Consider the following 22106-nt stretch of genomic DNA (forward strand, 5'->3'; position numbering starts at 1 on the left):
TCGGTCAATATCCAAGCGGCGGAGCCGGCTCGTCTTTCGGCTCGGCGACGCGCATCTCGTCGGTATTGTCTGTTTGCAGTTCCTCGTAGGCCCTCCAGGAGAGAACCAGCAGGAAGGCGAAGAAAGAGAAGGAGATGACGATCGCCGTCAGGATCAGCGCCTGCGGCAACGCATTGGCCGCAGGTCCGACAAGCGCATCCTGATCGCCTGGAATGACCGGCGGCACGCCGCGGGTCAGCCGGCCACCGGTGAAGATGAGCAGATTGACGGCGTTGCCGAGGATCGCAACGCCCAGCAACACGCGAATGATGTATTTCGACAGGAGCAGGTAGATCGCAACGGTGAAGAAGATGCCGACCAGCAGCGCGAACCAGGCTTCCATCATTCGCCTCCCCGCTCTTCGAGCGACAGGGCGATCGAACTGATCGCGCCGACGACCACGAGATAAACGCCGCCGTCAAACAGCGTCACCGTCGACAGCGGGATCTCCACCCCGAGAACGGAGGGATAGATCCACAGTCCGGTCATGAAGGGCACCCGCGCCGCCATCGAGATCAGGCCAGCGACGGTGGCTGCAAACAATCCGGCGCCAGCAATCGCCATCGGATGAAAATAGATGGCGCGGCGCACCGTCTCGACACCACAGGCAATGCCGTAGATCGCCAGGGCCGAGACCGCAATCAGCCCGCCAATGAAGCCGCCGCCCGGTTCGTTGTGTCCGCGCAGCAGGACGAAGATCGAAAACAGCACCATCAGGCTCGTCAGGAACGGCGCGACGGCGCGAAAGATCACCGATTTCATGCGCGCTCCTCCGCATCCGGGTCGTTGTCGGCGATGCGGCGGAGCGATCCGGCCCGCAGCCGCACGAGCGACAGGATGGCAAGGCCCGTGACCATCACCACGGCGATCTCGCCGAGCGTGTCAGTCCCGCGGAAGTCAACGATGATGACGTTCACGACATTGGCGCCGTGCGCAATCGACTTCGAATAGAGATTGAAGAAATCCGTCAGCGTCGCATCGAAGGGAACGCCGGTCACCTTCAGGAGCATCAGGCCAAAGCCAAGGCCGCAGGCGAGCGCGATGGTGAAATCCGGGATCGTCTGCGCGACCGGCCGATGATCGGACGGCGAGAGCCTGAGACGCGTCATCACCAACGCCAGAACGACGACCGAAAGCGTCTCGATCATGAACTGGGTGAAGGCGAGATCGGGCGCGCCGTAGAGCAGGAAAATCACGGCGACCGCAAAACCCTGGATGCCGAGCGACACGATGGCCGTCAGCCGGTCGGCCGCAAGCACCACGGCGGCAAGCCCGATCACGGCGATCGCCATGATCGCGAGTTCGTGCAGTGGCACGTCGGCGGCGAAGAACGGCGCGCGCGGAAACTCGCCGTAGGATAGCGGCACGACCAGGAGCACGAAGGCAACCAGAACGAAGGTCGCGGTCATGTAGACCTCGAGGCGGCCCGACTGCAGCCGTCGCGTCAAGGCAACGGAGAAACGAACGAGCCCCTGGATGAACTGATCGAAGCCGCGGTCCGGGCCCCAACCGATATCGGCAAGCACCGCGCCGACGAAGGCGCGCACCCGGTCGAGCTTGACATAGACGATCGCGCCGAGCACCGCCGTGGCGATCGACATCGCAAGCGGCGCGCCAATGTGGGGAACGACCGAGATGGTGACGTCGCGCGACGCACCGGCAATGGCTGAGGCCATCGGGGTCGACACGAGTTCGTGCGTGAGCCCCGAAAGCAGCGCGGCTGACAGCCCCTTGGCGGAAAGCAGCGCCGGTCCGAGCCAAAGCAGGATCGGAGCTTCGTGCGGGGCAAGCGGCGTCTGCGACCTTTCGCCGATGAAAGGCTTCAGGGCGACGGCAAAGGCAACCGCAAACATCAGCGCGTTGCCGACGAGGGCGAGAACGGCAAAGATGATCATGCGACCATCGAAGCCCGAAAGCGCATAGTAGATCTCTTCCTTGGCAATGAAGCCGAAGAAGGGCACGAGGCCGCCCATCGAGAACGCCGCGGCAAGCGCGATGACGAATGTAAGCGGCATGGCGGAGCGCAGGCCCGAAAGCCGGGTCACATCGCGGGTGCCCGTCTCGTGGTCGATGATGCCGGCCACCATGAACAGGGCTCCCTTGAACAGGGAGTGCGCCACCAGGTAGAGCGCCGCCGCCTCGATCGCGTGCGGCACGTCCAGTCCCGTCAACATCACCAAGAGGCCGAGCGAGGCCATGGTCGTATAGGCGAGCATCAATTTCAGGTCAGTTTGACGGCAGGCGAGTGCGGCACCGATGACAAGGGTTGCGCCGCCGAAGAGCGGCAGCAGGATCTGCCATTCGGGCGTTCCGCCGAGCACGGGATTGAGCCGCATCAAGAGGTAGACGCCGGCCTTCACCATCGTCGCGGAGTGCAGGTAGGCGGAAACCGGGGTCGGCGCCTCCATCGCGTTCGGAAGCCAGAAGTGGAAGGGGAACTGCGCCGACTTGGTAAAGGCGCCGCCGAGCACGAGGAGGAGTGCTGCGAGATAGAACGGGCTTTCGCGCATCTCCGGCCCGAAGGCGGTGAGCAGCGAGAGCTGGGTGACACCGGTGACGTTCCAGATGACCAGCAGTCCGGCAAGCAGGAACAGCCCGCCTCCCCCGGTCACGACCAGCGCCTGAAGGGCGGCGCGGCGCGCCGCCTCGCGCGAATGATCAAAACCGATGAGCAGGAACGACGTGATCGAGGTCAGTTCCCAGAAGACGAAGAGCATCAGGAAGCTGTCGGAAACGACAAGCCCGAGCATCGATCCCATGAACATCAGGATAAACGAGAAGAACCGCCCCTGTTGCGGATGACCTTTCAGGTATCCGCCGGCGTAAAGGACGATCAGCATGCCGATGCCGGCGATCAGGAGAACGAAGGTCAGCGACAGACCATCGATCAGCCAGGAAAAGCTGACATTGAACGACGGGATCCAGGCATAGCCGCCGGTGACGACCTCCCCCTTTGCCACTTCCGGCCAGAAGCGCGTGAAATGCAGGACGATCGCCGCCGGAAAAAGTGCGAGAACCCAGGCGGCGTTGTGCCCGAGAAGACGCGTCAGCTGCGGCGCGAGCAACGCCGCGACGAAAGGGAGTGCGAGAGCCAGCAATGTCAGGGCCGAAACGTCCATCGTTCGGGCTTTCTCCTTTGTTTTCTTTACCAATCAATCCATTGAGCGCCCGACATAAAAGAAGGGTGTTGGCGCCTCAAGCCTTATGCAGGTAAAATCGACGTTATGTGCCGCCAAATCGGCCAAGCCATTCGAAATAGCAGGTTTTGCATTATCAGATTCGCTGAATTCGCGCGCCGGTGAACCGAATCGTTAAAATGCTGTTAGCAACATACTCACGCGCAGCCTGCACATCGATCGAACGCGCTGGAAACGGCACAGCAAGACGTGTTAGTTGTATTTCGAGACCCGCTCAATTCAGAATAAACAGCCGGAAGTTGTCGGCTCAAACAGTGACGTGCAAGGGCTCGCGACTTCTGCCTTCGACCACAATGATGACGGCAAGGCTGCTAGGCCTCTGACAGTCGAACTGCCGCCAAAAACACGAAACAGCAGACACCATCTTCAACGGGCGAGGCCTGCTTGGAACGATCTCGGATAGTCGTCATCGCCAGTGTTCTGGCCGCGCTCGGCGCTATCCTGCCGATGCTGGCAGCCTATTACCTGTCGTGGTCGATCGCCGTGCGCAGCGAACAGGCCCGGCTCGCGCGCCTTGCCGACTACGCCATCATGCGCGCGGACGCGGCTCTTGACGAAGCGGCTCATGCGCTGCGGGCCGCCGACAGGTTCGACCTGCCGCCCTGCATGACGGCCCACATCGCGGCGATGCGATCCCTCGTCGTCAACACGACCGCGATCGAGGATATCGGCTACTTTGAGAACGGGTTGCTTCGATGCACCTCCTGGGGTTATCCGCCCCGCCGGCTTACGCGCGCGCCGCCCGCTGACTTTATCGCCGACGGCGGTATCGAAGTGATCCCGCGGATGTACCCGACGATCAGCACCGGCACGGCCATGACCGCCTTTCGCTATCGATCCTACACGGTGCTGACCAACCCGGCCCGCTTTGTCGACGTGATCGCCGAGCCCGGGACCCGGCTGGCCGTCGCCACGAAAAACGCCGTCGTGGTCAGCACCTTGAACGATCCGGACGCCTCCCTGACGGCGCGGCTCGCCGAGCTCCCCAAAACCGGCAGCCATGCCGGCGATCTCTTTGCGACCTCTCAAGGGGCGAACTGGATCGCGGTTGCAAGCGCCCCCGACATCGCCATGCTCAAGGACATGGACCGGGAGCGGTTGCTGCTCCTGCCGGTCGGTGCCGTGGTCGCAGCCTTGATGGTCGGCCTCGTCGTCTGGATGTCGCGCCGCCGCCTGTCGCCGCTTGGCGAACTTTCGATCGCCGTTCACCGGCGCGAGTTCGTCGTGCACTACCAGCCCCTGGTCGAGCTCAACACAGGCATCTGCGTCGGGGCGGAGGCGCTGGTGCGCTGGCGCCGTCCGGACGGCCAGATGGTACGCCCCGATCTGTTCATTCCGCTGGCGGAGGAGAACGGACTGATCGAGGAAATCACCGACCAGGTGATCCAGACCGCGATCGCCGAACTCAAGGCCGTGCTCGTCGGCGATCGCTCGCTGCACATCGCGGTCAACCTTGCGGCCAACGACATCAAGTCCGGCCGCATCCTGCCCGTCATCGAGGCCATGCTCGCCAACACCGGCGTCCTGCCCCAGCAAATCTGGCTGGAGGCGACCGAGCGCGGCTTCATGGACGTGAAATCGGCAAGGGTTACCATCGAGGAGGCGCGCCGACGCGGCCACTCGGTGGCGATCGACGATTTCGGCACCGGCTACTCGAGCCTGCAATACCTGCAGGAACTGCCACTCGACGCGCTGAAGATCGACAAATCCTTCATCGATACCATCGGCACGGATTCCGCCACCAGCTCAATCACCCCGCACATCATCGACATCGCCAAGTCACTTGATCTCTACATCGTCGCCGAGGGTATCGAACGTCGGGAGCAGGCCGACTATCTCAAGGAGCGTGGCGTGCAGTACGGCCAGGGCTACCTGTTTTCCAAGCCGCTTCCGGCCGCGGAGTTCATTGCGTTCTACGGCGACAGCAAGCGGCGGCGCGGGGTCGGCCCGGCAGTCATCCGCCGCGAAATCGCATGAGATTCTGAACTGCCTGTCTGCGGGCGCGGTTTGCGCACCTTTCGTCGCGCTCCTATATTGGGACGGCAACGACAGGAGATTTGCGATGACGACTGTAAGGACGCCCAAGGTGGTCAAGACCGATGCGGAATGGCGGGCGCAGCTTTCGCCGGAACAGTACCGCATTACCCGGCAGCAGGGCACCGAGCGTCCGTTCACCGGCCCGTTCCTCAACAACAAGCAGACCGGCACCTATGAGTGCGTCGGCTGTGGCCGCGCTCTCTTCCGCTCCGACACGAAATTCGATTCCGGTTGCGGTTGGCCGAGCTATTTCGCAGCAATCGACGATCAGGCGATCCGCGAGATCGAGGACCGCTCGCATGCCATGGTGCGCACCGAGATCCGCTGCGCCGACTGCGATGCCCATCTCGGCCACGTCTTCCCCGACGGCCCGCCGCCGACCGGTCTGCGTTATTGCCTCAACGGCCACGCCATGACGTTTACCGAGGATTGACGCGTTTGCCGAGGATTGACACTGGCGCGCGGAAGGAGTGGCATGGGGGCCGGTGTTCCCCTAGAAACAGGCCCTGTGCCAGTTGTCGTGATATAGGACGACAGTGTGCCGAGCGAGCCGAGAGGAGGTCCGCATGCTACGCATCCTGACTGCACTCGCTCTTTTCCTGTCGCCCGCCCTCACCGCGGTGGCTGCCGAAGACTGGCAACCCTATGCGAACGCGCGCTTCGGCTACGTGCTCGACATCCCCCCCGGCTTCGAACTGCAGAGCGAAGGCGACAATGGTGACGGCGCGAGCTTCCATGCCAACGACAATGGCGCGACGCTATCGGTATTCGGCAGCACGCTTCTCGACGGTGATTTCGAAACCGACGTCAACGATCGCATCGGCTACGAGCGCGAGGGGCAATGGCGGATCGTCTATTCCCGCGTCACGTCGGCCTGGGCAAGTTTTTCCGGATCGCGTGGCGAGGACGTTTTCTATACGCGGGCCGTCGCACTGTGTGATGGCAGCGCTGCATACTTCCGCCTGCAGTATCGCAAGAGCCGTCTGACAAGCTTCGACGGCGTGATCTCGCGCATGGCCGAAGCGCTGAGGCCCTCGGAAGGGTGTCAGCATCCGCCCGTTGCGGCGGTATCGAACGAAGCTCCGAACTGAACGCTCGGAAGATAGCCAAACATTGACCCAGCGAGCGGCTCAGGTTGCGGAGGCCGCACTGAAACAGGTCACGACAGCCGAATAGTGCACCGCCGCTCCCGCGACGACGAAGCCGTGCCAGATCGCGTTCTGAAAGCGCAGCTTCTCCCACACATGAAAGATGACGCCGGCAGAATAGATGATGCCGCCGATCAGGATCAGCACCATGGTCGTCACGGTCAGCGTCGAAAGCAACGGCCCGACCGCAAGCACACCGCTCCACCCCATCGCCAGATAAAGCAGAATGGCCAGCCGGTCGAAGCGGCCGGGGAAAAGGCACTTGATCGCAACGCCGAGTGCCGCGATCGCCCAGATGCCGACCAGCATCACGAACAGGAACGGATCATCCAGGCCGCGCTGGAGGAAGGGCGTATAGGTCGCTGCTATGAGGACGAAAATCGACGAATGGTCGAAGCGGCGCAGAAACCATTTGGTGCGCGAGACCGGGTAAAGATTGTAGAGAAACGAAATCGAGAGCGTGGCAAGCAATCCTGCTCCGTAAACGGCTGCGGCGGCCAGCTGGCCGGTCGTGCTCCAAAGGGTCGCATAGAAGATCAGCGCGGTGACGCCGACGAGTGCGGCGGCAAGGCCGATGCCATGCACGATGCCGTCGGCGATCAGCTCCGAGCGGTCATAGTTCCATTTGACGCCAGCAATCTCCACGCAATCCCTCTTCCGGTTCTTTTCGCGGCACGCTCGTTGATGTCGCACCGTCGCCCGGCAATCATCCTGCCACAGCGGCGCTCGGCCGCAAAGACAGGCGGGCATGGCAAAAGCATCAACTTTTGCAACGCATTACAACAACCGCCTGAGGTATCTCCGACGCCCGTCAAGGACTTGCTTACGGGTCTCGCGATGACCACATGGGAGCGACGAAAAAGCAAACGGGGGTTACAGCATGACGATCCTGCGAGCCCCTCACCCGGGACAGGCGACAGAGCTCAGCGAACTTTGCCTGCGATCGAAAGCCGTGTGGGGTTACGACGCTGCGTTTATCGAGGCGTGCCGGCCATCCTTGACGCTGAACGCCGAGGACTGGACGGATAGCGACCTGCAGATTGCCGTCGACGGCGATCGGATCCTCGGCATGGCGCAGGTCCGCACAGACGGGCTGACCAGCGAACTCGACAAACTGTTCGTCGATCCGCAAGCGCAGGCGGGCGGCGTCGGCCGGAAGCTCTTCGACTGGTGCGTCGAGACAGCGCGCCGCCGCGACGCCCTCGTCATGACCATCGATGCCGACCCGGGCGCCGCAGATTTCTATCGGCGCATGGGCGCCATCGACGATGGCGTCGTCGCCTCGACCGCGATCCCCGGCCGCTTTCTGCCGCGACTGAAGCTGGCGTTGGCGGACGTCGTGACGAGCCAAACAGGGCACGACCGGTAGCGTAGCGTTCACCGTCCGCCGCGCGAAACCTCTGCGGCGCAGTCCTGGCAGAGCGGCGCATGGGGTACGGCCTGCAAGCGTGCGGACGAAATCGGCAAACCGCAGCGCACGCAGGTCCCGAACGTGCCCGCCGCGATCCGGTCGAGTGCTGCGTCGATCGCGCGGATCTCCTCTTGCCCGGCAAGGCCGAGACCCTCCAAGACCTCGTCGCCTTCCCGTTCCGTCACGCGATCGGGTACATCGGCGTTCATCGGCTCATCGAGATCATGCTCGATCTTGACCAGGCGCCCCTGCAATTCCTGTTTGCGGTGCGTGAGGCGTTCGCGGAATTCGTCAACCGCATGTTTGTCCATCTGAACACTCCTTGGCGGTGGCGGCGCGAGGTTGTCGCGCCGCACGCACTCTTTTCATTGGCAGCTTACCGGTCGACCAGGACGGCGCAGGGGCAATGGCTGACAACCCGGTTTGCGGTCGAACCGATGAAATAGTCGATCAGCCCAGGGGCATGCGATGCAATGATTACCAGGTCGGCGTTTTCCTCGCCGGCGAAGGCATTGATGGTGCCGGCGGCACCGCCGGTGCGGATTTCGACGCGGCCGTTGATCCCGTGTTTGGTCTTCAGGGCATCCAGGGTCTTTTGCGCCTGCTTGCGGGATTCCTCGACCATCTCCAGCGGAAAGTCGACGATCATGTACCCTTGTGCGTAAGCGTTCAGATCCTCGACGACATTCAGCAGGATAATCTCGCCCCCTTCGTCGATCAGCTTCTCGGCGATGCCGAGCACAGACTCGCCATGTTCGAGCTGATCCATGGCAATCGGGACGATGATCTTCTTGTACATGCTTCACTCCTTCTGTTGCCCACCCGGATCGCCGGCGCTCGATGCGACAGGTCAAACCGTCGCCTGGAGATTGCGCCTCGGCTGCGCATTCAGCTTTGATTGAAATCAAATCGGCAGCGGCACGGCCACAAGATCCCTCTCAAAAGAGGTAGGGCGACGGACTCCACTGTCAACGCTCATCGAACACAACATCAAGCAACCGACAGGCTTCCGTGAACGGACGCGCCGGCCCATATTCCCGGCAACAGTTTCAACGAAACTGAGCCGCACAACGAGGCTCAGCGTCGATGCAAAGGAGACAGAGATGACGTCGCAACAGACGCACGACATTCCGGCCGAGCACGCACTCGCCATGCCTGCTCATGTCGATCACGCCCATCTGGTGGTCCAGGATTTGCCCGTCGTTTCCGCCTGGTATCAGACAATCATGGGACTGAAACCGATCGACAGCAGCGCAAGCGGTGAAACGCTCGGGGTTGCCGACCGGCCGCTTCTGACGCTGACGACGCAAGGCAATGCGGCCAGGGCGCCACGCAATGCGCCTGGCCTCTTCCACAACGCCTTTCTGGTGCCGGATCGCGCGGAGCTCGGCCGCTGGCTGGCGCATGCCGCGCACAACAATATCCGGCTCCAGGGCGCGTCCGATCACCTGGTGAGCGAGGCGATCTACCTTGCCGACCCCGAGGGCAACGGCATCGAAGTCTATCGCGACCGGCCGCGCAGCGAATGGAGCTTCAAGCCGGACGGCACCGTCGGCATGGATACGCTTCCACTCGACCTGCAGGCGCTCTATGACGAGGCGCCGAAGAATACATGGAACGGCATGGCAGACGGCACCGCCATCGGCCATATCCATCTGCAGGTTTCGAATATTCCCGAGGCCGATGCATTCTTCCGCGACGTGCTTGGGCTTGGGCTGATGGCGCGTTATCCCGGCGCCAGCTTTTTCGGTTCGGGCAAATACCATCACCACGTTGCCGCCAACATCTGGAACTCGCGCGGCGCGCCGAAGCGTGATGGCCACATGACGGGCCTTTCGGACTATACGATCCAGTTCAGGGAACAAGCCGAGCTCGCTGCGGCGCTTGCCAAACTCGACGGGCTGGAAATTCCGGTCAGCCGGAACGGCAACGGCCACACCCTTGTCGATCCCTGGGGCATCGGCCTGAAACTGGTCGCCTGATCACCCCTCTCCCAGGCCGCGGGTCTCCGCGGTCATTTCCGGCCGCAGCCGCCTCAGGCGCTGCGGTCGTATTTTTGTTGAGCGGCAAGGACCGCCTCGATGTTGTCTTCGGCCCAGCGCGAGAGCGCCGCGACGGTGGACGCGAGTGTGCGACCAAGCGGCGTGATCGCGTATTCGACGGTGACCGGGACGGTGGCGAAAACGCTGCGGCTGACGAGACCGTCCCGCTCCAGTTTCTTCAAAATCTGCGACAGGACCTTTTGGGAGATACCCTCGATCTCGCGCTTCAATTGATTGAAGCGCACCGGCTGTTCGTTGAGCTTGCCGAGCACCAGAACGGCCCATTTGTCGGCAAGCCGATCCAACACGAGACGGGTCGGGCAAGCCTGAGCATAAACGTCGTATTCCATCGCGCGCGGGCTCCAAGATGGTTTCCATGCGGAAACCATGTCACCGAAAACTGCCTCCTTTACAGCATTTTTCCGAGTTTATATCTAGTTTCCATTGGAACTATAGTTTCATTGGGAAACCAAGGAGAAGACGATGACAGGCAAGATTTTGGTTCTCACGGCGAACGGAACCATCGGGGGCAAGTTGGTTGTCGCACTCGTTGCCCGCGGCGAAGCCGTCAAGGCCGCGACACGCAAGGCGACACCGATCGAGGGCGCCGAGGCCGTCACCTTCGATTATCTCGATGCCTCGACGCATGACACTGCGCTTGTTGGTGTCGATCGCTTGTTCGTGCTGGCGCCGGGGGGTCATCTCGATCCCGTGGGTCTGCTCGGTCCGATCGTCAAGACGGCCGCAGCGCGCGGCATCAAGATCGTGCTGATGACCGTGATCGGCGTCGATGCGGATGACAGCATCCCCTATCGCCAGGTCGAACTGCTGCTCGAAAAATCTGGCACGCCCTACGTCATCCTGCGACCGAACTGGTTCGCGGACAATTTCCACAGCTACTGGATCGAGGGCATCCGCCACGGCACGATCTCCGTCCCGGCGGCCGAGGGCAAGACCAGCTTCATAGACGCCCGCGACATCGCCGAAAGTGCGGCGGTCGCCTTGACGAGTGACGCCTTCAACGGACGGGCCTTCAACCTGACCGGTCCGGAAGCGCTGAGCTACGACGAAGCTGCCGCCATCCTGTCGCGCGTCACCGGAAGACCGATCGCCTATGCACCGGTCGACGACGAGACCTTCGTCGACATCCTGACCGGCGCGGGCGTCCCTTCAGATTACGCACGCTTCCTCGCATCGATCTTCTACCCCGTGCGCCAGGGCTGGGTCGCGACACCGACCGGCGACGTCAAGACGCTGACCGGCCATGAGCCGCGCAGTGTCGAGACCTATGCCAGGGACAACATTGCCGCCTTGAAGAGCTAAACGGCCTTTTTCGCGCCGCCCGCCCGCTGTCTGGCGGGCGGTCGGCGCGATACGACGACACAGCCCTAAGGTTGCGCATCGAACGTACGCACCGCCTGCGTCAACACGCCGCTGGATAGCGTACACTTTGCCGATCAATAAACTTGAGTATTACAATCACATATCTTAACCGCATGCCCAAGCGGCCTAGACTAAGGTCGAATATATGCGGAGTTAATGATATGAAAAATAAGCAAATTTTTATCGCCGCCCTGGCAAGCGGCACATTGCTTTCGAGCCCTTCGCTCGCACTCGACCTTCGGCCCCAGGCGGAAATCGAAGGCGGGTTTTTCAGCGGCGGCTCGGCGGCAAGCGGCGGTTTTTTCCTGCCCTTCGTGCTCGATTCGGGCAATGCCATTTTCATCGATACACGCGGAGCGATCGAAAACGATGCCGTCCGCCAGGGCTCCATCGGCGCCGGTTATCGCTTCCGCGCCAATGATCAGTGGGTCATCGGCGCCTACGGCTACTACGACTACCTGAAGAGCACCCACGGCAATTCGTTCAGCCAGGTGTCGTTCGGCCTCGAAGCACTCAGCGGCGACCTGGAAATGCGCAGCAATTTCTATCTGCCGCTGACCGGCGCCAAGTCGCTCAGCGCCTTCAATGCTGCCTATGTGCGCGACCACGTGCTCGTGTTCCAGGAAGGCAAGGAACGGGCGCGCCGCGGCATCGATGCCGAAATCGGCGGCCGGCTGCCGGTCTTTGCCGAAGATTCCGACGTGCAGCTGAAGGTGTTCGGCGGCAGCTACTGGTATGGCGGCCGCAACCTCGACGACATGTTCGGCGCCAAGCTGCGCGCGGAACTGACATTTGCCGACCTTCCGGGTCTGTCCGAGGGCTCAACCGTCTCGCTCGGCGTCACCGGCACCTATGACAACGAAGACAAGCTGAAGGGCGCCGTCACGGCGCGGCTGCGCATCCCGTTCGGCGCCACCGGCTCGACCGGCGACGCTTTCGACCCGATGACCCAGCGGGTCGAGCGCGCGACGAAAATCCGCACCCATGCCGGAGCGACCGGCGATATCGAAACGGCGCAGTTCGTCGACAGCGGCCGTGACGCCGGACGGGTCGTCAACATCTCCACGGCATCCGGCAGTGCCAGCGACATCAACGCGCTGATCGGCGCTGCCGGCGCCAATGCGCTGATCCTGGCCGATGGAAATCTCGGTCTCGACCGGACGCTGGCGCTTGGCAACGGCCAGACACTTCTTGGCGGCGGTGGCGAGATCGCCGTGCGCGGCGCGCGCAGCGGCGCTACCGCAACCTTCGTCAATACGGGTGCGGCGACCACCATCACCGGCTACAACCCCGCTCAGGACGTGATCTCCATGGCGTCGGGCAGCACCGTCTCGCAGCTTTCGGTGCGCGGCGGCCTTGCCGGCATCTCCGCCACCGACGCGACTAATGTCACCGTCGACAATGTCGACATTGCCGCGACCAATCATGACGGCATTCGCTTCACGCGAGTGAACGGCGCTGTGGTTGAGGGCAGCCGGATCCACGACCTCTACATCTGCGAGAACAACACAACTTGCGAATTCTCGATCTACAACCCGAACAAGGCGCCCTATGCCGCGATCAGTTCGGTCGGCGGCCGCAACGTGACGGTGCGCGACACTGTCATCGACAAGGTCACCTACGGCGTCTTTGCCGGCGGCGAGTTCAGGAAGGTCGGGCGAACGGACTACGAGTTGGTCACCGGCACGGAAAACGTCACGCTCGACAATGTCACGATCAGCAATTCGCGCCGCGAAGGCGTGCTGCTGGTGGCGGGCAAGGGCGCCAAGCTCGACCGGGTAACCATCGACAATTCCAAGCAGGATCGCGATATGGACCTGATGGTGCTGCAGGGCACCTCTGATGTTAGGATCAACGACATGCGTCTGTCCGGTGGCATCAACGGCCTGATGCTGGTCTCCAGCCCGAACCTGGACGTAAAAACCACCAACGTTCAGGTGAAGGGGCTGAAGATCGACGGCACGCGCAATGCCGGCATCTTCTTCAATCCGGTCTCGGGCATTGCGCTTGAGGACGTCGCCGTGACCAATGCCGGCACCTACGGCGCCTACATCTATGGCAGCGACTACGAGTTCCTGGGCGGTCCCGTCAGCGACATCACGCTGAAGAACATGACGGTCGACAAGGCCGGCAAGGCGGGCCTCTATTTCTCAGGCCCGACCGAAAACATCAACGGCAATGTCACGGTGACCAATACGCCGAAGGATTGCCTGCTTGACACCGGCTGGACGGCCGGAACGATCACCCAGTCGCCGGGCTCGGTGCTGACGGTCAACGGGACCAAGCTTGACCAGAGCAACGCCGCCACGCGTTGCCGTTAAAGGCTCCAGCCGCGCCCGGGTGACCGGGCGTGGCTCCGACCGCCGATATGAATGCCTGGCTTCTAGGGTCAGAACCGCGCAGGGCGGATGAACTTGCCGTAGACCCACCCTTCCTGCCAATTCCCGTTGCGTTGCGGATCATGCCAGATCTGGCACCAGGTGGCGCGCACCGCCCGCTGTTGGGCAATGGCCGACCATCGGGCGATGCGCTTCAAGTCCACGCCGTTCATGCAGCGCCCGGTCATCTGCAGCCTCGTGCCATTGGGATAGCCGGCGCGCACGGCCGAGGACGAGGATGGCCAGGCCCGCGCGTTGAGCACATCGTTCCAGTCGACACCGGCGACTTCCCAGGCCACGAAGGTGCTGGCGGCCGCCGGCACTCCTGTCGTGAGCGCTACCGCCAGAATGGCGGCCGATACCAGTTTTGTCAGCATGCCCATCTCGAATGCCCCCTGGCTGGAGCCGCCTGTGACTGGCGGCACCGATGAGGATGCGACGGCAGAGCTGAATTGCAAGTGAATGGACGAGAGGCTCGTCAACGGGACGATGCGAATGCATCGGTTGCCCGTCCCGGTCGACCCGGGACGGTTGATGCTCAGGCCGGCAGGCGGCAGACGAAGCCGACGAGCCGGGCGACGAACGGGCGAACGAATAGTACGCAGACGAAGGCGACAGGCATCGCCAGCGCGTAGGCGCCGATCACGCGCACGGGGTAGCCGGCGTCGATGCCCGTATTGGCGCCGACGATGACGCAGGACATCAGGAACGCCATGATCGCCGACATGAAGAAGGCAAAGGCGACGGGGGCGGCGCGCGGCGGCAGCTTGCGGCTGCGGGCGATCCGCGGAGCAGACAGCGTGTCTTCCATAGGCAGGTCTCCGATATTGACCGAGGGGTCCTCCCCTCGCTTCGAGCCGCACTATACGGATCGCATGGCGGCGAAGTAGGCCATTGCAGCCTCGCTCAGAAGTAGGCAAAACTATCGAATAGCAATATCAATTCGATGGATGTCATTATGGACACTTTGCGTGGCGTCGAGAGTTTCGTCAGGAGCGTCGAGGAGGGCAGCATCGCGGCTGCGGCACGAAAGCTCGGGATCACGCCCGCGTCGGCAAGCCAGAACATCGCGCGGCTGGAGCGAACGCTCGGCAGCCGGCTGCTCAGTCGCACCACGCGCCAGCTTGGTCTGACGGAAAGCGGTAGGATTTATTACGAGCGGGTGCGTGGCGTCGTGCATGAACTGGAGCTTGCGGCCGCAGCCGTCTCCGCGCTCAGCGCCGAGCCACGCGGGTCGCTCAAGATCTCAGCATCCGTTGCCTTCGGTCGCCACGTCGTGGCACCGCTCGTGCCGTCGTTTGCGGCGAAATACCCCGAGGTCTCGATCGAGCTCGTCGTCACCGACCGGGAGATCGACCATATCGGCGAAGGCATCGACATCAGCGTGCGCTTTGGCCTGCAACTGGAACAGGGGCTGATCGCGCGCAAGCTTGCCTCGGTGCCGATGATCATCTGTGCAGCGCCCGCCTACCTTCAGCGACGCGGCCGGCCGGAAAGGCCGGAGGATCTCGTCCATCACGATTGCCTGGTTTATCGCTACGCCGGGCACGGCCGCATCTTCCGCTGGGCCTTCATGCGCGACGGCATGCGCTTCGAGCCGGAGCTGAAGGCGTCGATTGTCAGCAACGACATCGATACGCTCGCGGAAATGGCGATCGCCGGCGCCGGCATCACCCGGCTCGGCGCCTTTATCGCCACACCCTTGATCGAGCGCGGACTGGTGGTTCCGCTGTTCGGCGGGCTGCCGTGCGAGGGCGTGGCCAACACCGACCACGAACCCTTCGACTTCTACGCCTGCTTTGCCGACCGCCAGGCGGAAACACCGAAGGTCCGGGCGTTCATCGATCACGCGGTCAAGACATTGAAAGGCCGCTGGTAGCCACAACCATTGCCGGATGGAAACGCTATCAGGCGGACACAGCCTCGGAGGCATTCTGCGCCGCGGCATCTGCCTCAAGTTTCGCTTCGCGGCGAAGCTTGAGCTTGTAGCCGACCTCGACGATCGCGTGGATCGCGGGCACGAACTCCTCTCCGAGGTCGCTGAGCCGGTATTCGACGGATGGCGGCGACGTCGGCACGATCCGCCGCTCGATCGCGCCCTTCTCCTCCATTTCCTTCAGCCGTGTGCTCAGCACCTTTGCCGAAATCCCGGGAATGTCGATCTTGAGCTCGCTGAAACGGCGCGGACCGCCGCTTAAGTACCAGATGATGTTGGGTGCCCAGGCACCGCCGAGCATGACCATACACTCGCCCACCGGGCAGGTCGGTGGCAATGCGGCGGCCCTGTTCTTTCGAATCTTCAAGCTCATGGGCAAAATTCTCCAGTTACCGCGGGGAAACCGGAAACGTCGGTAACATAAAGTAATCTGATATACAAAAGTTATCGCCTGGGGTTAGGTTCCGCACGTCTCGACGGAGACCACAATTGCAAAAGGAACATTGCCATGAAGCTTTATTACGCCCCCGGCGCCTGCTCGCTTTCCCCACACATCAGCCTGCGCGAAGCCGGCGTCGCGTTCGAGATCGTCAGGGTCGATACCACGACGCACCTCACCGAAGGCGGCGCCGATTTCAAGGCGATCAATCCCAAGGGCTACGTTCCGGCGCTGGTGCTGGAAACGGGCGACGTCGTCACCGAGGGTGCAGCCGTCGTGCAGTACATCGCCGATCGCTTTCCCGAGGCAAAGCTGGCGCCGGAAAACGGCACGCTCGAGCGCACCCGCCTGCAGGAACAGCTGAATTTCATCTCCTCCGAACTGCACAAGGCGTTTTCACCGCTGTTCAGCAAGACGGCAAGCAGCGAGGCGAAAGAGGCCGCGACAATTCAGCTCGCCAAGCGCTTCGGCAACCTGGAGGATCAGTTAGCGGACGGACGTCCCTATCTGCTCGGCGATGCCTTCACCGTCGCCGATGCCTATCTGTTCACCGTCATCAACTGGAGCAGCCACGTCGGCGTTTCGCTCGCCCCCTTCCCGCGCCTCGACGCCTACCTGCAACGGATCGGCGAGCGACCGGCTGTGCGCGCCGCAATGCAGGCAGAAGGGTTGCTTGCGGCATGAGCGCCTCACCGAACGATCCGCAATATGCAGCTGTCATCGACGTGCTGCAGCGCTATTTCGACGGGCTCTATCGCAGCGATACCGGCATCCTCAGGCAGGTCTTCCATCCCAAGGCGCTTTATGCCACGGCGACGGACGGTTCCCTGCTGGAACTCGACATGGACAGGTACTTTCCGATCGTCGACAAACGTCCTTCGCCCGAAAGCCGCGGCGAGACGCGCGCGGACCGGATCCTCTCGATCGAGTTCGTCGGGCCGGTGACGGCGCTCGCCAAGGTCCAGTGCGCCATTGCAGAGAAGGCCTTTACCGATCTGTTGTCTCTGGTCTTCGTCGACGGCCGATGGCAAATCATCGCAAAGGTTTTCCACTACGACATCCAACCTGCAAACTGAGGAAGCGCAGATGCCTTACGTCAACATCAAGATCACCCGCGAGGGTGCCACGCCCGAGCAGAAGGCTGCCCTGATCAAGGGCGTCACCGAGCTGCTCCACACCGTGCTCAACAAGGATCCGGCCACGACCTTCGTCGTCATCGACGAGGTCGCGCTCGAGGACTGGGGCGTCGGCGGATTGCCGGTCGACGCGTATCGGCGCAAGGTCGGGGAGAAATCCTGACGAGGCGACACCTTTTCCCGCGCCCATGGGAAAGGACGAACAGGCTGCCCGGCGGCAAACCGACCGTCGGGCAGCCGCCTTTGCGCTTGATCGGCTTCGACAGGCTCTCTATCTCATTGTCTCCCGCCGTATCGATCCCGGAGACGCATCTTGTCCGTATTCAGAAACCTCCCCGAAGCTCCCGTCGCTGCAAAAAAGCCGGTGAGCGATACCCGCCACGGCGTCACCCGCACCGACGACTATGCCTGGCTGCGTGCGGACAACTGGCAGGCGATGTTCAAGGATCCCTCGATCCTCGATCCTGAAATCCGCAAGCACCTGGAAGCCGAAAACGCCTATATGAATGCGGCGATGGACGACACCAAGGCGCTGCAAAAGACGCTGTTTGCCGAAATGCGCGGCCGGATCAAGGAAGACGACAGCTCGATCCCGGTCAAGGACGGCCCGTTTGCCTATGGCCACGCCTATGTCACCGGCGGCGAGCAGCCGCGATACTTCCGAATCCCGCGCGACGGCGACCACAAGGACGAGGCGATCCGGCAACTGCTGCTGGACGGCGACAAGGAGGCGGAAGGCAAGGCCTATTTCCGTCTCGCCGGCCTCGATCACTCCACCGACCACAGCCTCGGCGTCTGGGGCTATGACGACAAGGGCTCGGAATACTTCACACTCAAGGTGCGTGATCTTTCGACCGGCGAGGATCTTGCCGACGTGATCGAGAACACCGGTGGCGGCGGCGCCTGGGCGCCCGATGGCAAGAGCTTCTTCTACACCGTGCTCGACGACAACCACCGCCCGTCGAAGATCTTCCACCATGTGCTCGGCACCGCCCAGGCTGACGACCGGCTGGTCTATGAGGAAGAGGATCCGGGCTTCTTCATGTCGGTCGGCGGCTCGCTGCTCGACGACGTCATCTACATCGACATCCACGATCACGAGACGAGCGAATACCGGTTGCTGTCGACCAAGGATCTGATGGCCGAGCCGAAGCTCGTCGCCGAGCGCGTCACCGGGCTCGAGTATTCGATGACCGAAGGCGGCGACGTCTTCTACATTCTCACCAATGCCGACGGCGCCAAGGACTTCAAGATCATAGAAGCGCCGGTCGCGGCACCGGGCAGGGAGAACTGGCGCGAGGTGGTGGCGCACAAGCCTGGCACGCTGATCCTCAGCCACATGGCCTATGCCCGCCATCTCGTCTGGCTGCAGCGCCGCGAGGGCCTGCCGGAGATCGTCATCCGCGACCGCAAGACCGGCGAGGAACACGCCATCGCCTTTGCCGAAGAGGCCTATTCGCTGGGGCTTTCGGGTGCTGCCGAATACGACACCGACGTCATCCGCTTCTCCTATTCGTCGATGACGACGCCGTCGCAGCTCTTCGATTACGACATGGCGACGCGCGCCCGTACGCTTCTGAAGACCCAGGAAGTGCCCTCCGGCCACAATCCTGACGACTACGTCACCCGGCGTGTCTTCGCCCCGTCCTGGGACGGCACGCAAGTTCCGGTGACGCTGCTCTATCGCAAGGACACGCCGCTCGATGGCACCGCACCCTGCCTGCTCTACGGCTATGGCGCCTACGGCATCACCATTCCGGCGGGCTTCAACACCAATTGCCTGTCGCTTGCCGACCGTGGCTTCGTCTATGCCATCGCCCATATCCGCGGCGGCAAGGATCGCGGCTTTGCCTGGTACGAAGACGGCAAGATGGCCAAGAAGACCAATACCTTCAAGGATTTCATCGCTGCCGCTGACTATCTGAATCAACAGAAGTTCACGTCCTACGCGAACATCGTTGCCGAGGGCGGCTCGGCCGGCGGCATGCTGATGGGCGCGATCGCCAACATGGCGCCGGAGAAGTTCGCCGGCATCATCGCCGCCGTGCCCTTTGTCGACGTGCTCAACACCATGCTCGACGACACGCTGCCGCTGACGCCGCCGGAATGGCCGGAATGGGGCAACCCGATCGAAAGCCGCGAATTCTACGACATCATCGCCGGCTACTCTCCCTATGACAATGTCGACGCCAGGCCTTACCCGGCGATCCTGGCGCTCGGCGGCCTCACCGATCCGCGCGTCACCTATTGGGAACCGGCGAAATGGGTGGCGCGGCTGCGCGAAAAGACCACGGGCGGCGAGCCGATCCTGATGAAGACCAACATGGATGCCGGCCATGGCGGTGCGTCGGGACGCTTCCAGCGGCTGGAAGAGATCGCCTTCGAATATGCCTTCGCGATCAAGGTCGCCGGCAAGATGTAACCCGAGCACGACGTAACCAGCGCGGATGCGGAAAGGTTCCTATGGTTCCGCATCCCGCCCTCACTTAACCTGAGAGATCTGTCATGCCCGTCCACGTCGCCCTGTTGCGTGCCGTCAATGTCGGTGGCACTGGATCGCTCCCGATGGCCGACCTCAGGGCGATTTGCGAGGGGCTCGGCTTTGCCGACGTGAAGACCTATATCCAGAGCGGCAACGTGCTCTTCCGCTCGGAGCTGCCGGCCGGCGACGCTGCGAAAATGCTGGACGAAGCCCTTCGTGAAAAGCTCGGGAAGGCGCCGGGCGTGATGATACGAAGCGGCACTGAGCTGCAAGGGATAGCCGATCGCGCGCCCTTCCCGGACGCCAAGCCCAATCTCCTGCTCGTCGTCTTCCTGCCCGAGCCGGCGCCCGCCGATGCGCTCGACAAGCTTGTCGCGCCTGACGGCGAAGAAGTGCAGATGGCCGGCAGCGAAATCTACATCCACTACCCAAACGGCTCCGGCCCTTCGAAACTCAAGCTTCCGGCCGCCAAACCCGGCACCGCCCGCAACCTCAACACCGTGCGCAAGCTCGCAGCACTTGCGCTCGACATGGAGGGCTAATGCTGCGCGTGTCCGAACGGAAACGGCCTCACGCTTTTCCTGGATTTGCTTCAGGCCGTCGGCTGGAACAGCAGCCGCACGAAGGACCGCAGCACCAGCAGCTGCTGCGGCAGGCTGTCGGGCTGTTTCAGCGCCTTGGACAGGATGATGCCGCCCTCGAGCACGGTTGAGACCATGTCGGCAAGCTGTTCGACATCGAGCGGCTCGCGCGGCCGGTAAACATGCATGATGTCCTCGAACATCGTGCCGAAGCGACGGCGCCACATCAGCGCCGCCTGCCGGTTGATTTCCTGAATGTCGCGGTCGAAGGCGCGCTCCTGGGTGCACATGACAGCGACCAGGCAGCCGGGGTGGCCGTTCGGCAGGTCGCCCAGAACTTCCGACAGCAGCTTGAGGCCGAGCAGGAAGGCCTGCAGCGGGTCGTCGGCCAGCTGCCGGGCGCGACCGAAGATCTCGTCGTAGATGCGCTCGTCATTTTCGATGTAGCGCTCGAGCAAGGCGCGTGCGAGCTCGTTCTTGTCCCGGAAATGGTAGAAGAAACCGCTCTTGGTGATGCCGGTTTCGGCAATCAGTTCATCGATCGAGGTCGCGCCAAATCCCTTCGCCAGCACTGCCACTTCCGCAGCGTCGAGGATCCTTGCCCGCGTTTCCTCACCCTTTCGCATTAGCCGCTTCCCTACCATTGGTGCAGTTTCTGGCGACAACACAACGAGCAGCTTGTAACGCCGCAGCGGAAACAAAACAGTAAGTCACTGATTTTACGGCAGTATATGAGTATATTAGCAATAGTATACCGCAAGTCGTCTAGTTTAGAAGATGATCATAAGGCAGAAATTTACTTGGTTCTGCGGGAAAGGAGGCGTCCCCGGGCCCATCAGCATGACTGAACCTGGTGGAGACCAATATGGCCAAATACAGACGCAGCCTGCCGCTTCTGAAGGGCGGGCTGTTCCTCAGCGACGGCGGCATGGAAACGACATTGATTTTTCACGAAGGCGTGGCGCTCCCGCATTTCGCCGCCTTCGTGCTGCTTTCGACCGCGGACGGGCGCAAGCGCCTGCTCAGCTACTATGAACGCTATCTCGACATCGCCCGGCAACATGGCACCGGCTTCGTGCTCGACACGCCCACCTGGCGCGCCAGTGCCGATTGGGGCGTAAAACTCGGCTACGATGCCGCGGCTCTTGCCGAGGTGAACCAGAACGCGATCTACATGCTCACCGAATTGCGCGCCAAGTACCAGCGCCCACGGGCGCCGATCGTGCTCAGCGGCGCCATCGGCCCGCGTGGCGACGGCTATCGGCTCGGTCGCATGGGCAAGGACGAGGCCGAGGACTATCACTCGCCGCAGATCTCGGCCTTTGCCGCAAGCGACGCGGACATGGTGAGCGCCTATACGCTCACCAGCATCGACGAGGCGACAGGGATCGCCCGGGCGGCCCAGAGCCACGGCATGCCTTGCGTCATCTCGTTCACGGTGGAGACCAATGGACGGCTTCCCGATGGTCGCACGCTGCAGGCCGCGATCGAGACCGTCGATGCCGCGACCGCGGGGTATCCACACTACTACATGGTCAACTGTGCCCATCCGAGCCATTTCGACACGGTGCTCGACGCCGACAGCGGCTGGACGCATCGGATCGCCGGGATCCGGGCCAATGCCTCGATGATGAGCCATGCCGAGCTCGACGACAGCGAAACGCTCGATGACGGCGATCCCGCCGACTTCGGCCGACGCTACCGGGCACTGACGGCGCATTTGCCACGATTGCGAGTCCTCGGAGGCTGCTGCGGCACCGATCACCGCCATATCGCGGCAATCTGCGAGGCCTGCCTTCCACCGACGGCGCTCAGCGCCTGAGGCGCGGGGCCTCGCCCTCCCAGCCCTCTCGCAAGCAATTGCGGGAGGGCGCCCTCGTTCCCGCCCTCGCGAAAG

At 62.6% G+C, this 22106-nt stretch carries 25 protein-coding genes; 14 read left to right on the forward strand and 11 right to left on the reverse strand.

Going from position 1 to position 22106, the window contains the following annotated elements; genetic code table 11:
- Positions 1-4: 4 nt before the first annotated feature.
- From VGO12_RS18810 to VGO12_RS18820, 3 genes are read right to left on the reverse strand one after another with little or no spacing between them, the layout of a single operon-like run.
- Positions 5-382, reverse strand: coding sequence for a Na+/H+ antiporter subunit C (locus VGO12_RS18810; protein ID WP_327514385.1), 378 nt, complete (start codon positions 380-382; stop codon positions 5-7).
- Positions 382-801, reverse strand: coding sequence for a Na(+)/H(+) antiporter subunit B (locus VGO12_RS18815; RefSeq protein WP_327514274.1), 420 nt, complete (start codon positions 799-801; stop codon positions 382-384). Before VGO12_RS18815 ends, VGO12_RS18810 begins: the two co-directional genes overlap by 1 nt.
- The gene (locus tag VGO12_RS18820) at positions 798-3158 is read right to left on the reverse strand and encodes a putative monovalent cation/H+ antiporter subunit A (protein ID WP_327514275.1); all 2361 of its coding nucleotides are present in this window, start codon (positions 3156-3158) and stop codon (positions 798-800) included. The genes VGO12_RS18815 and VGO12_RS18820 overlap by 4 nt, the downstream gene beginning before the upstream one ends.
- A gap of 462 nt (positions 3159-3620) precedes the next feature.
- Between VGO12_RS18820 and VGO12_RS18825 the strand changes: the two genes are divergently transcribed.
- The 3 genes from VGO12_RS18825 (at position 3621) to VGO12_RS18835 (ending at position 6364) form a co-directional block, all read left to right on the forward strand.
- Positions 3621-5213, forward strand: coding sequence for an EAL domain-containing protein (locus VGO12_RS18825; protein ID WP_327514276.1), 1593 nt, complete (start codon positions 3621-3623; stop codon positions 5211-5213).
- Between the two features lie 85 nt (positions 5214-5298).
- Positions 5299-5706, forward strand: coding sequence for a peptide-methionine (R)-S-oxide reductase MsrB (gene msrB / locus VGO12_RS18830; protein ID WP_327514277.1), 408 nt, complete (start codon positions 5299-5301; stop codon positions 5704-5706).
- A gap of 133 nt (positions 5707-5839) precedes the next feature.
- Positions 5840-6364, forward strand: coding sequence for a hypothetical protein (locus tag VGO12_RS18835; RefSeq protein WP_327514278.1), 525 nt, complete (start codon positions 5840-5842; stop codon positions 6362-6364).
- A 39-nt stretch (positions 6365-6403) separates the two neighbouring features.
- Here the strand turns inward: VGO12_RS18835 and trhA are convergent, their stop codons facing one another.
- Positions 6404-7066 carry a PAQR family membrane homeostasis protein TrhA gene (gene trhA, locus VGO12_RS18840; RefSeq protein WP_327514279.1) on the reverse strand — a complete coding sequence of 221 codons (663 nt, stop codon included), beginning with the start codon at positions 7064-7066 and terminating at the stop codon, positions 6404-6406.
- A gap of 235 nt (positions 7067-7301) precedes the next feature.
- On the opposite strand from trhA, the gene VGO12_RS18845 reads away from it, so the two are divergent.
- Positions 7302-7790, forward strand: coding sequence for a GNAT family N-acetyltransferase (locus tag VGO12_RS18845; protein WP_327514280.1), 489 nt, complete (start codon positions 7302-7304; stop codon positions 7788-7790).
- Between the two features lie 8 nt (positions 7791-7798).
- Here VGO12_RS18845 and VGO12_RS18850 read toward each other — a convergent pair whose 3' ends face one another.
- The gene (locus VGO12_RS18850) at positions 7799-8143 is read right to left on the reverse strand and encodes a TraR/DksA C4-type zinc finger protein (protein ID WP_327514281.1); all 345 of its coding nucleotides are present in this window, start codon (positions 8141-8143) and stop codon (positions 7799-7801) included.
- Positions 8144-8208: 65 nt separating this feature from the next.
- Positions 8209-8631 (reverse strand): universal stress protein, encoded by a 423-nt coding sequence (locus VGO12_RS18855; RefSeq protein WP_327514282.1) that lies wholly within the window; start codon positions 8629-8631, stop codon positions 8209-8211.
- Positions 8632-8935: 304 nt separating this feature from the next.
- Here VGO12_RS18855 and VGO12_RS18860 point away from each other — a divergent pair, with 304 nt between their 5' ends.
- Entirely contained in the window at positions 8936-9814 is an 879-nt protein-coding gene (locus VGO12_RS18860; protein WP_327514283.1) for a VOC family protein, read from the forward strand.
- Positions 9815-9867: 53 nt separating this feature from the next.
- On the opposite strand, the gene VGO12_RS18865 is transcribed toward VGO12_RS18860, so the two are convergent.
- Positions 9868-10224, reverse strand: a complete 357-nt coding sequence (locus VGO12_RS18865; protein WP_327514284.1) for a helix-turn-helix domain-containing protein — start codon at positions 10222-10224, stop codon at positions 9868-9870.
- Between the two features lie 133 nt (positions 10225-10357).
- Between VGO12_RS18865 and VGO12_RS18870 the strand changes: the two genes are divergently transcribed.
- Both VGO12_RS18870 and VGO12_RS18875 read left to right on the forward strand, forming a co-directional pair.
- On the forward strand, positions 10358-11197 hold the full coding sequence (locus VGO12_RS18870) for an SDR family oxidoreductase (protein ID WP_327514285.1): 840 nt from the start codon (positions 10358-10360) through the stop codon (positions 11195-11197).
- A gap of 221 nt (positions 11198-11418) precedes the next feature.
- Positions 11419-13578, forward strand: a complete 2160-nt coding sequence (locus VGO12_RS18875) for a right-handed parallel beta-helix repeat-containing protein (protein WP_327514286.1) — start codon at positions 11419-11421, stop codon at positions 13576-13578.
- A gap of 68 nt (positions 13579-13646) precedes the next feature.
- On the opposite strand, the gene VGO12_RS18880 is transcribed toward VGO12_RS18875, so the two are convergent.
- Together VGO12_RS18880 and VGO12_RS18885 are read right to left on the reverse strand one after the other, a co-directional pair.
- Positions 13647-14012: an SH3 domain-containing protein gene (locus VGO12_RS18880; protein WP_327514287.1), complete on the reverse strand. Its 366-nt coding sequence runs from the start codon at positions 14010-14012 to the stop codon at positions 13647-13649.
- 161 nt (positions 14013-14173) lie between these two features.
- Complete coding sequence (locus VGO12_RS18885; protein ID WP_327514288.1) at positions 14174-14446, reverse strand: DUF2798 domain-containing protein; 273 nt, start codon at positions 14444-14446, stop codon at positions 14174-14176.
- 147 nt (positions 14447-14593) lie between these two features.
- Between VGO12_RS18885 and VGO12_RS18890 the strand changes: the two genes are divergently transcribed.
- The gene (locus tag VGO12_RS18890) at positions 14594-15514 is read left to right on the forward strand and encodes a LysR family transcriptional regulator (RefSeq protein ID WP_327514289.1); all 921 of its coding nucleotides are present in this window, start codon (positions 14594-14596) and stop codon (positions 15512-15514) included.
- A gap of 28 nt (positions 15515-15542) precedes the next feature.
- Here VGO12_RS18890 and VGO12_RS18895 read toward each other — a convergent pair whose 3' ends face one another.
- Positions 15543-15944 carry a helix-turn-helix domain-containing protein gene (locus VGO12_RS18895; RefSeq protein WP_327514290.1) on the reverse strand — a complete coding sequence of 134 codons (402 nt, stop codon included), beginning with the start codon at positions 15942-15944 and terminating at the stop codon, positions 15543-15545.
- A gap of 135 nt (positions 15945-16079) precedes the next feature.
- Here VGO12_RS18895 and gstA point away from each other — a divergent pair, with 135 nt between their 5' ends.
- From gstA to VGO12_RS18920, 5 genes are all read left to right on the forward strand, one after another.
- Complete coding sequence (gene gstA / locus VGO12_RS18900) at positions 16080-16694, forward strand: glutathione transferase GstA (protein ID WP_327514291.1); 615 nt, start codon at positions 16080-16082, stop codon at positions 16692-16694.
- The gene (locus tag VGO12_RS18905) at positions 16691-17086 is read left to right on the forward strand and encodes a nuclear transport factor 2 family protein (RefSeq protein WP_327514292.1); all 396 of its coding nucleotides are present in this window, start codon (positions 16691-16693) and stop codon (positions 17084-17086) included. Before gstA ends, VGO12_RS18905 begins: the two co-directional genes overlap by 4 nt.
- A gap of 10 nt (positions 17087-17096) precedes the next feature.
- A complete protein-coding gene (locus VGO12_RS18910; protein WP_327514293.1) occupies positions 17097-17309 on the forward strand; it encodes a 4-oxalocrotonate tautomerase family protein in 213 nt (70 codons plus the stop codon).
- Between the two features lie 150 nt (positions 17310-17459).
- Positions 17460-19568, forward strand: coding sequence for a S9 family peptidase (locus VGO12_RS18915; RefSeq protein WP_327514294.1), 2109 nt, complete (start codon positions 17460-17462; stop codon positions 19566-19568).
- An 83-nt stretch (positions 19569-19651) separates the two neighbouring features.
- Positions 19652-20170, forward strand: coding sequence for a DUF1697 domain-containing protein (locus VGO12_RS18920; RefSeq protein WP_327514295.1), 519 nt, complete (start codon positions 19652-19654; stop codon positions 20168-20170).
- Between the two features lie 50 nt (positions 20171-20220).
- Here the strand turns inward: VGO12_RS18920 and VGO12_RS18925 are convergent, their stop codons facing one another.
- The gene (locus VGO12_RS18925; protein ID WP_327514296.1) at positions 20221-20835 is read right to left on the reverse strand and encodes a TetR/AcrR family transcriptional regulator; all 615 of its coding nucleotides are present in this window, start codon (positions 20833-20835) and stop codon (positions 20221-20223) included.
- A gap of 239 nt (positions 20836-21074) precedes the next feature.
- On the opposite strand from VGO12_RS18925, the gene VGO12_RS18930 reads away from it, so the two are divergent.
- Positions 21075-22031 (forward strand): homocysteine S-methyltransferase family protein, encoded by a 957-nt coding sequence (locus VGO12_RS18930; RefSeq protein WP_327514297.1) that lies wholly within the window; start codon positions 21075-21077, stop codon positions 22029-22031.
- Positions 22032-22106 lie beyond the last annotated feature (75 nt).

It is taken from the genome of Ensifer sp., from assembly GCF_035999135.1.
Lineage (GTDB): Bacteria > Pseudomonadota > Alphaproteobacteria > Rhizobiales > Rhizobiaceae > Ensifer.

Bases quoted from the DNA above. Each gene is read 5' to 3' on its own strand.
- VGO12_RS18810 (WP_327514385.1), bottom strand. From the start codon at position 382: ATGGAAGCCTGGTTCGCGCTGCTGGTCGGCATCTTCTTCACCGTTGCG.
- VGO12_RS18815 (WP_327514274.1), bottom strand. From the start codon at position 801: ATGAAATCGGTGATCTTTCGCGCCGTCGCGCCGTTCCTGACGAGCCTG.
- VGO12_RS18820 (WP_327514275.1), bottom strand. From the start codon at position 3,158: ATGGACGTTTCGGCCCTGACATTGCTGGCTCTCGCACTCCCTTTCGTC.
- msrB (WP_327514277.1), top strand. From the start codon at position 5,299: ATGACGACTGTAAGGACGCCCAAGGTGGTCAAGACCGATGCGGAATGG.
- VGO12_RS18835 (WP_327514278.1), top strand. From the start codon at position 5,840: ATGCTACGCATCCTGACTGCACTCGCTCTTTTCCTGTCGCCCGCCCTC.
- VGO12_RS18845 (WP_327514280.1), top strand. From the start codon at position 7,302: ATGACGATCCTGCGAGCCCCTCACCCGGGACAGGCGACAGAGCTCAGC.
- VGO12_RS18850 (WP_327514281.1), bottom strand. From the start codon at position 8,143: ATGGACAAACATGCGGTTGACGAATTCCGCGAACGCCTCACGCACCGC.
- VGO12_RS18855 (WP_327514282.1), bottom strand. From the start codon at position 8,631: ATGTACAAGAAGATCATCGTCCCGATTGCCATGGATCAGCTCGAACAT.
- VGO12_RS18860 (WP_327514283.1), top strand. From the start codon at position 8,936: ATGACGTCGCAACAGACGCACGACATTCCGGCCGAGCACGCACTCGCC.
- VGO12_RS18865 (WP_327514284.1), bottom strand. From the start codon at position 10,224: ATGGAATACGACGTTTATGCTCAGGCTTGCCCGACCCGTCTCGTGTTG.
- VGO12_RS18870 (WP_327514285.1), top strand. From the start codon at position 10,358: ATGACAGGCAAGATTTTGGTTCTCACGGCGAACGGAACCATCGGGGGC.
- VGO12_RS18875 (WP_327514286.1), top strand. From the start codon at position 11,419: ATGAAAAATAAGCAAATTTTTATCGCCGCCCTGGCAAGCGGCACATTG.
- VGO12_RS18880 (WP_327514287.1), bottom strand. From the start codon at position 14,012: ATGCTGACAAAACTGGTATCGGCCGCCATTCTGGCGGTAGCGCTCACG.
- VGO12_RS18885 (WP_327514288.1), bottom strand. From the start codon at position 14,446: ATGGAAGACACGCTGTCTGCTCCGCGGATCGCCCGCAGCCGCAAGCTG.
- VGO12_RS18890 (WP_327514289.1), top strand. From the start codon at position 14,594: ATGGACACTTTGCGTGGCGTCGAGAGTTTCGTCAGGAGCGTCGAGGAG.
- VGO12_RS18895 (WP_327514290.1), bottom strand. From the start codon at position 15,944: ATGAGCTTGAAGATTCGAAAGAACAGGGCCGCCGCATTGCCACCGACC.
- gstA (WP_327514291.1), top strand. From the start codon at position 16,080: ATGAAGCTTTATTACGCCCCCGGCGCCTGCTCGCTTTCCCCACACATC.
- VGO12_RS18905 (WP_327514292.1), top strand. From the start codon at position 16,691: ATGAGCGCCTCACCGAACGATCCGCAATATGCAGCTGTCATCGACGTG.
- VGO12_RS18910 (WP_327514293.1), top strand. From the start codon at position 17,097: ATGCCTTACGTCAACATCAAGATCACCCGCGAGGGTGCCACGCCCGAG.
- VGO12_RS18920 (WP_327514295.1), top strand. From the start codon at position 19,652: ATGCCCGTCCACGTCGCCCTGTTGCGTGCCGTCAATGTCGGTGGCACT.
- VGO12_RS18925 (WP_327514296.1), bottom strand. From the start codon at position 20,835: ATGCGAAAGGGTGAGGAAACGCGGGCAAGGATCCTCGACGCTGCGGAA.
- VGO12_RS18930 (WP_327514297.1), top strand. From the start codon at position 21,075: ATGGCCAAATACAGACGCAGCCTGCCGCTTCTGAAGGGCGGGCTGTTC.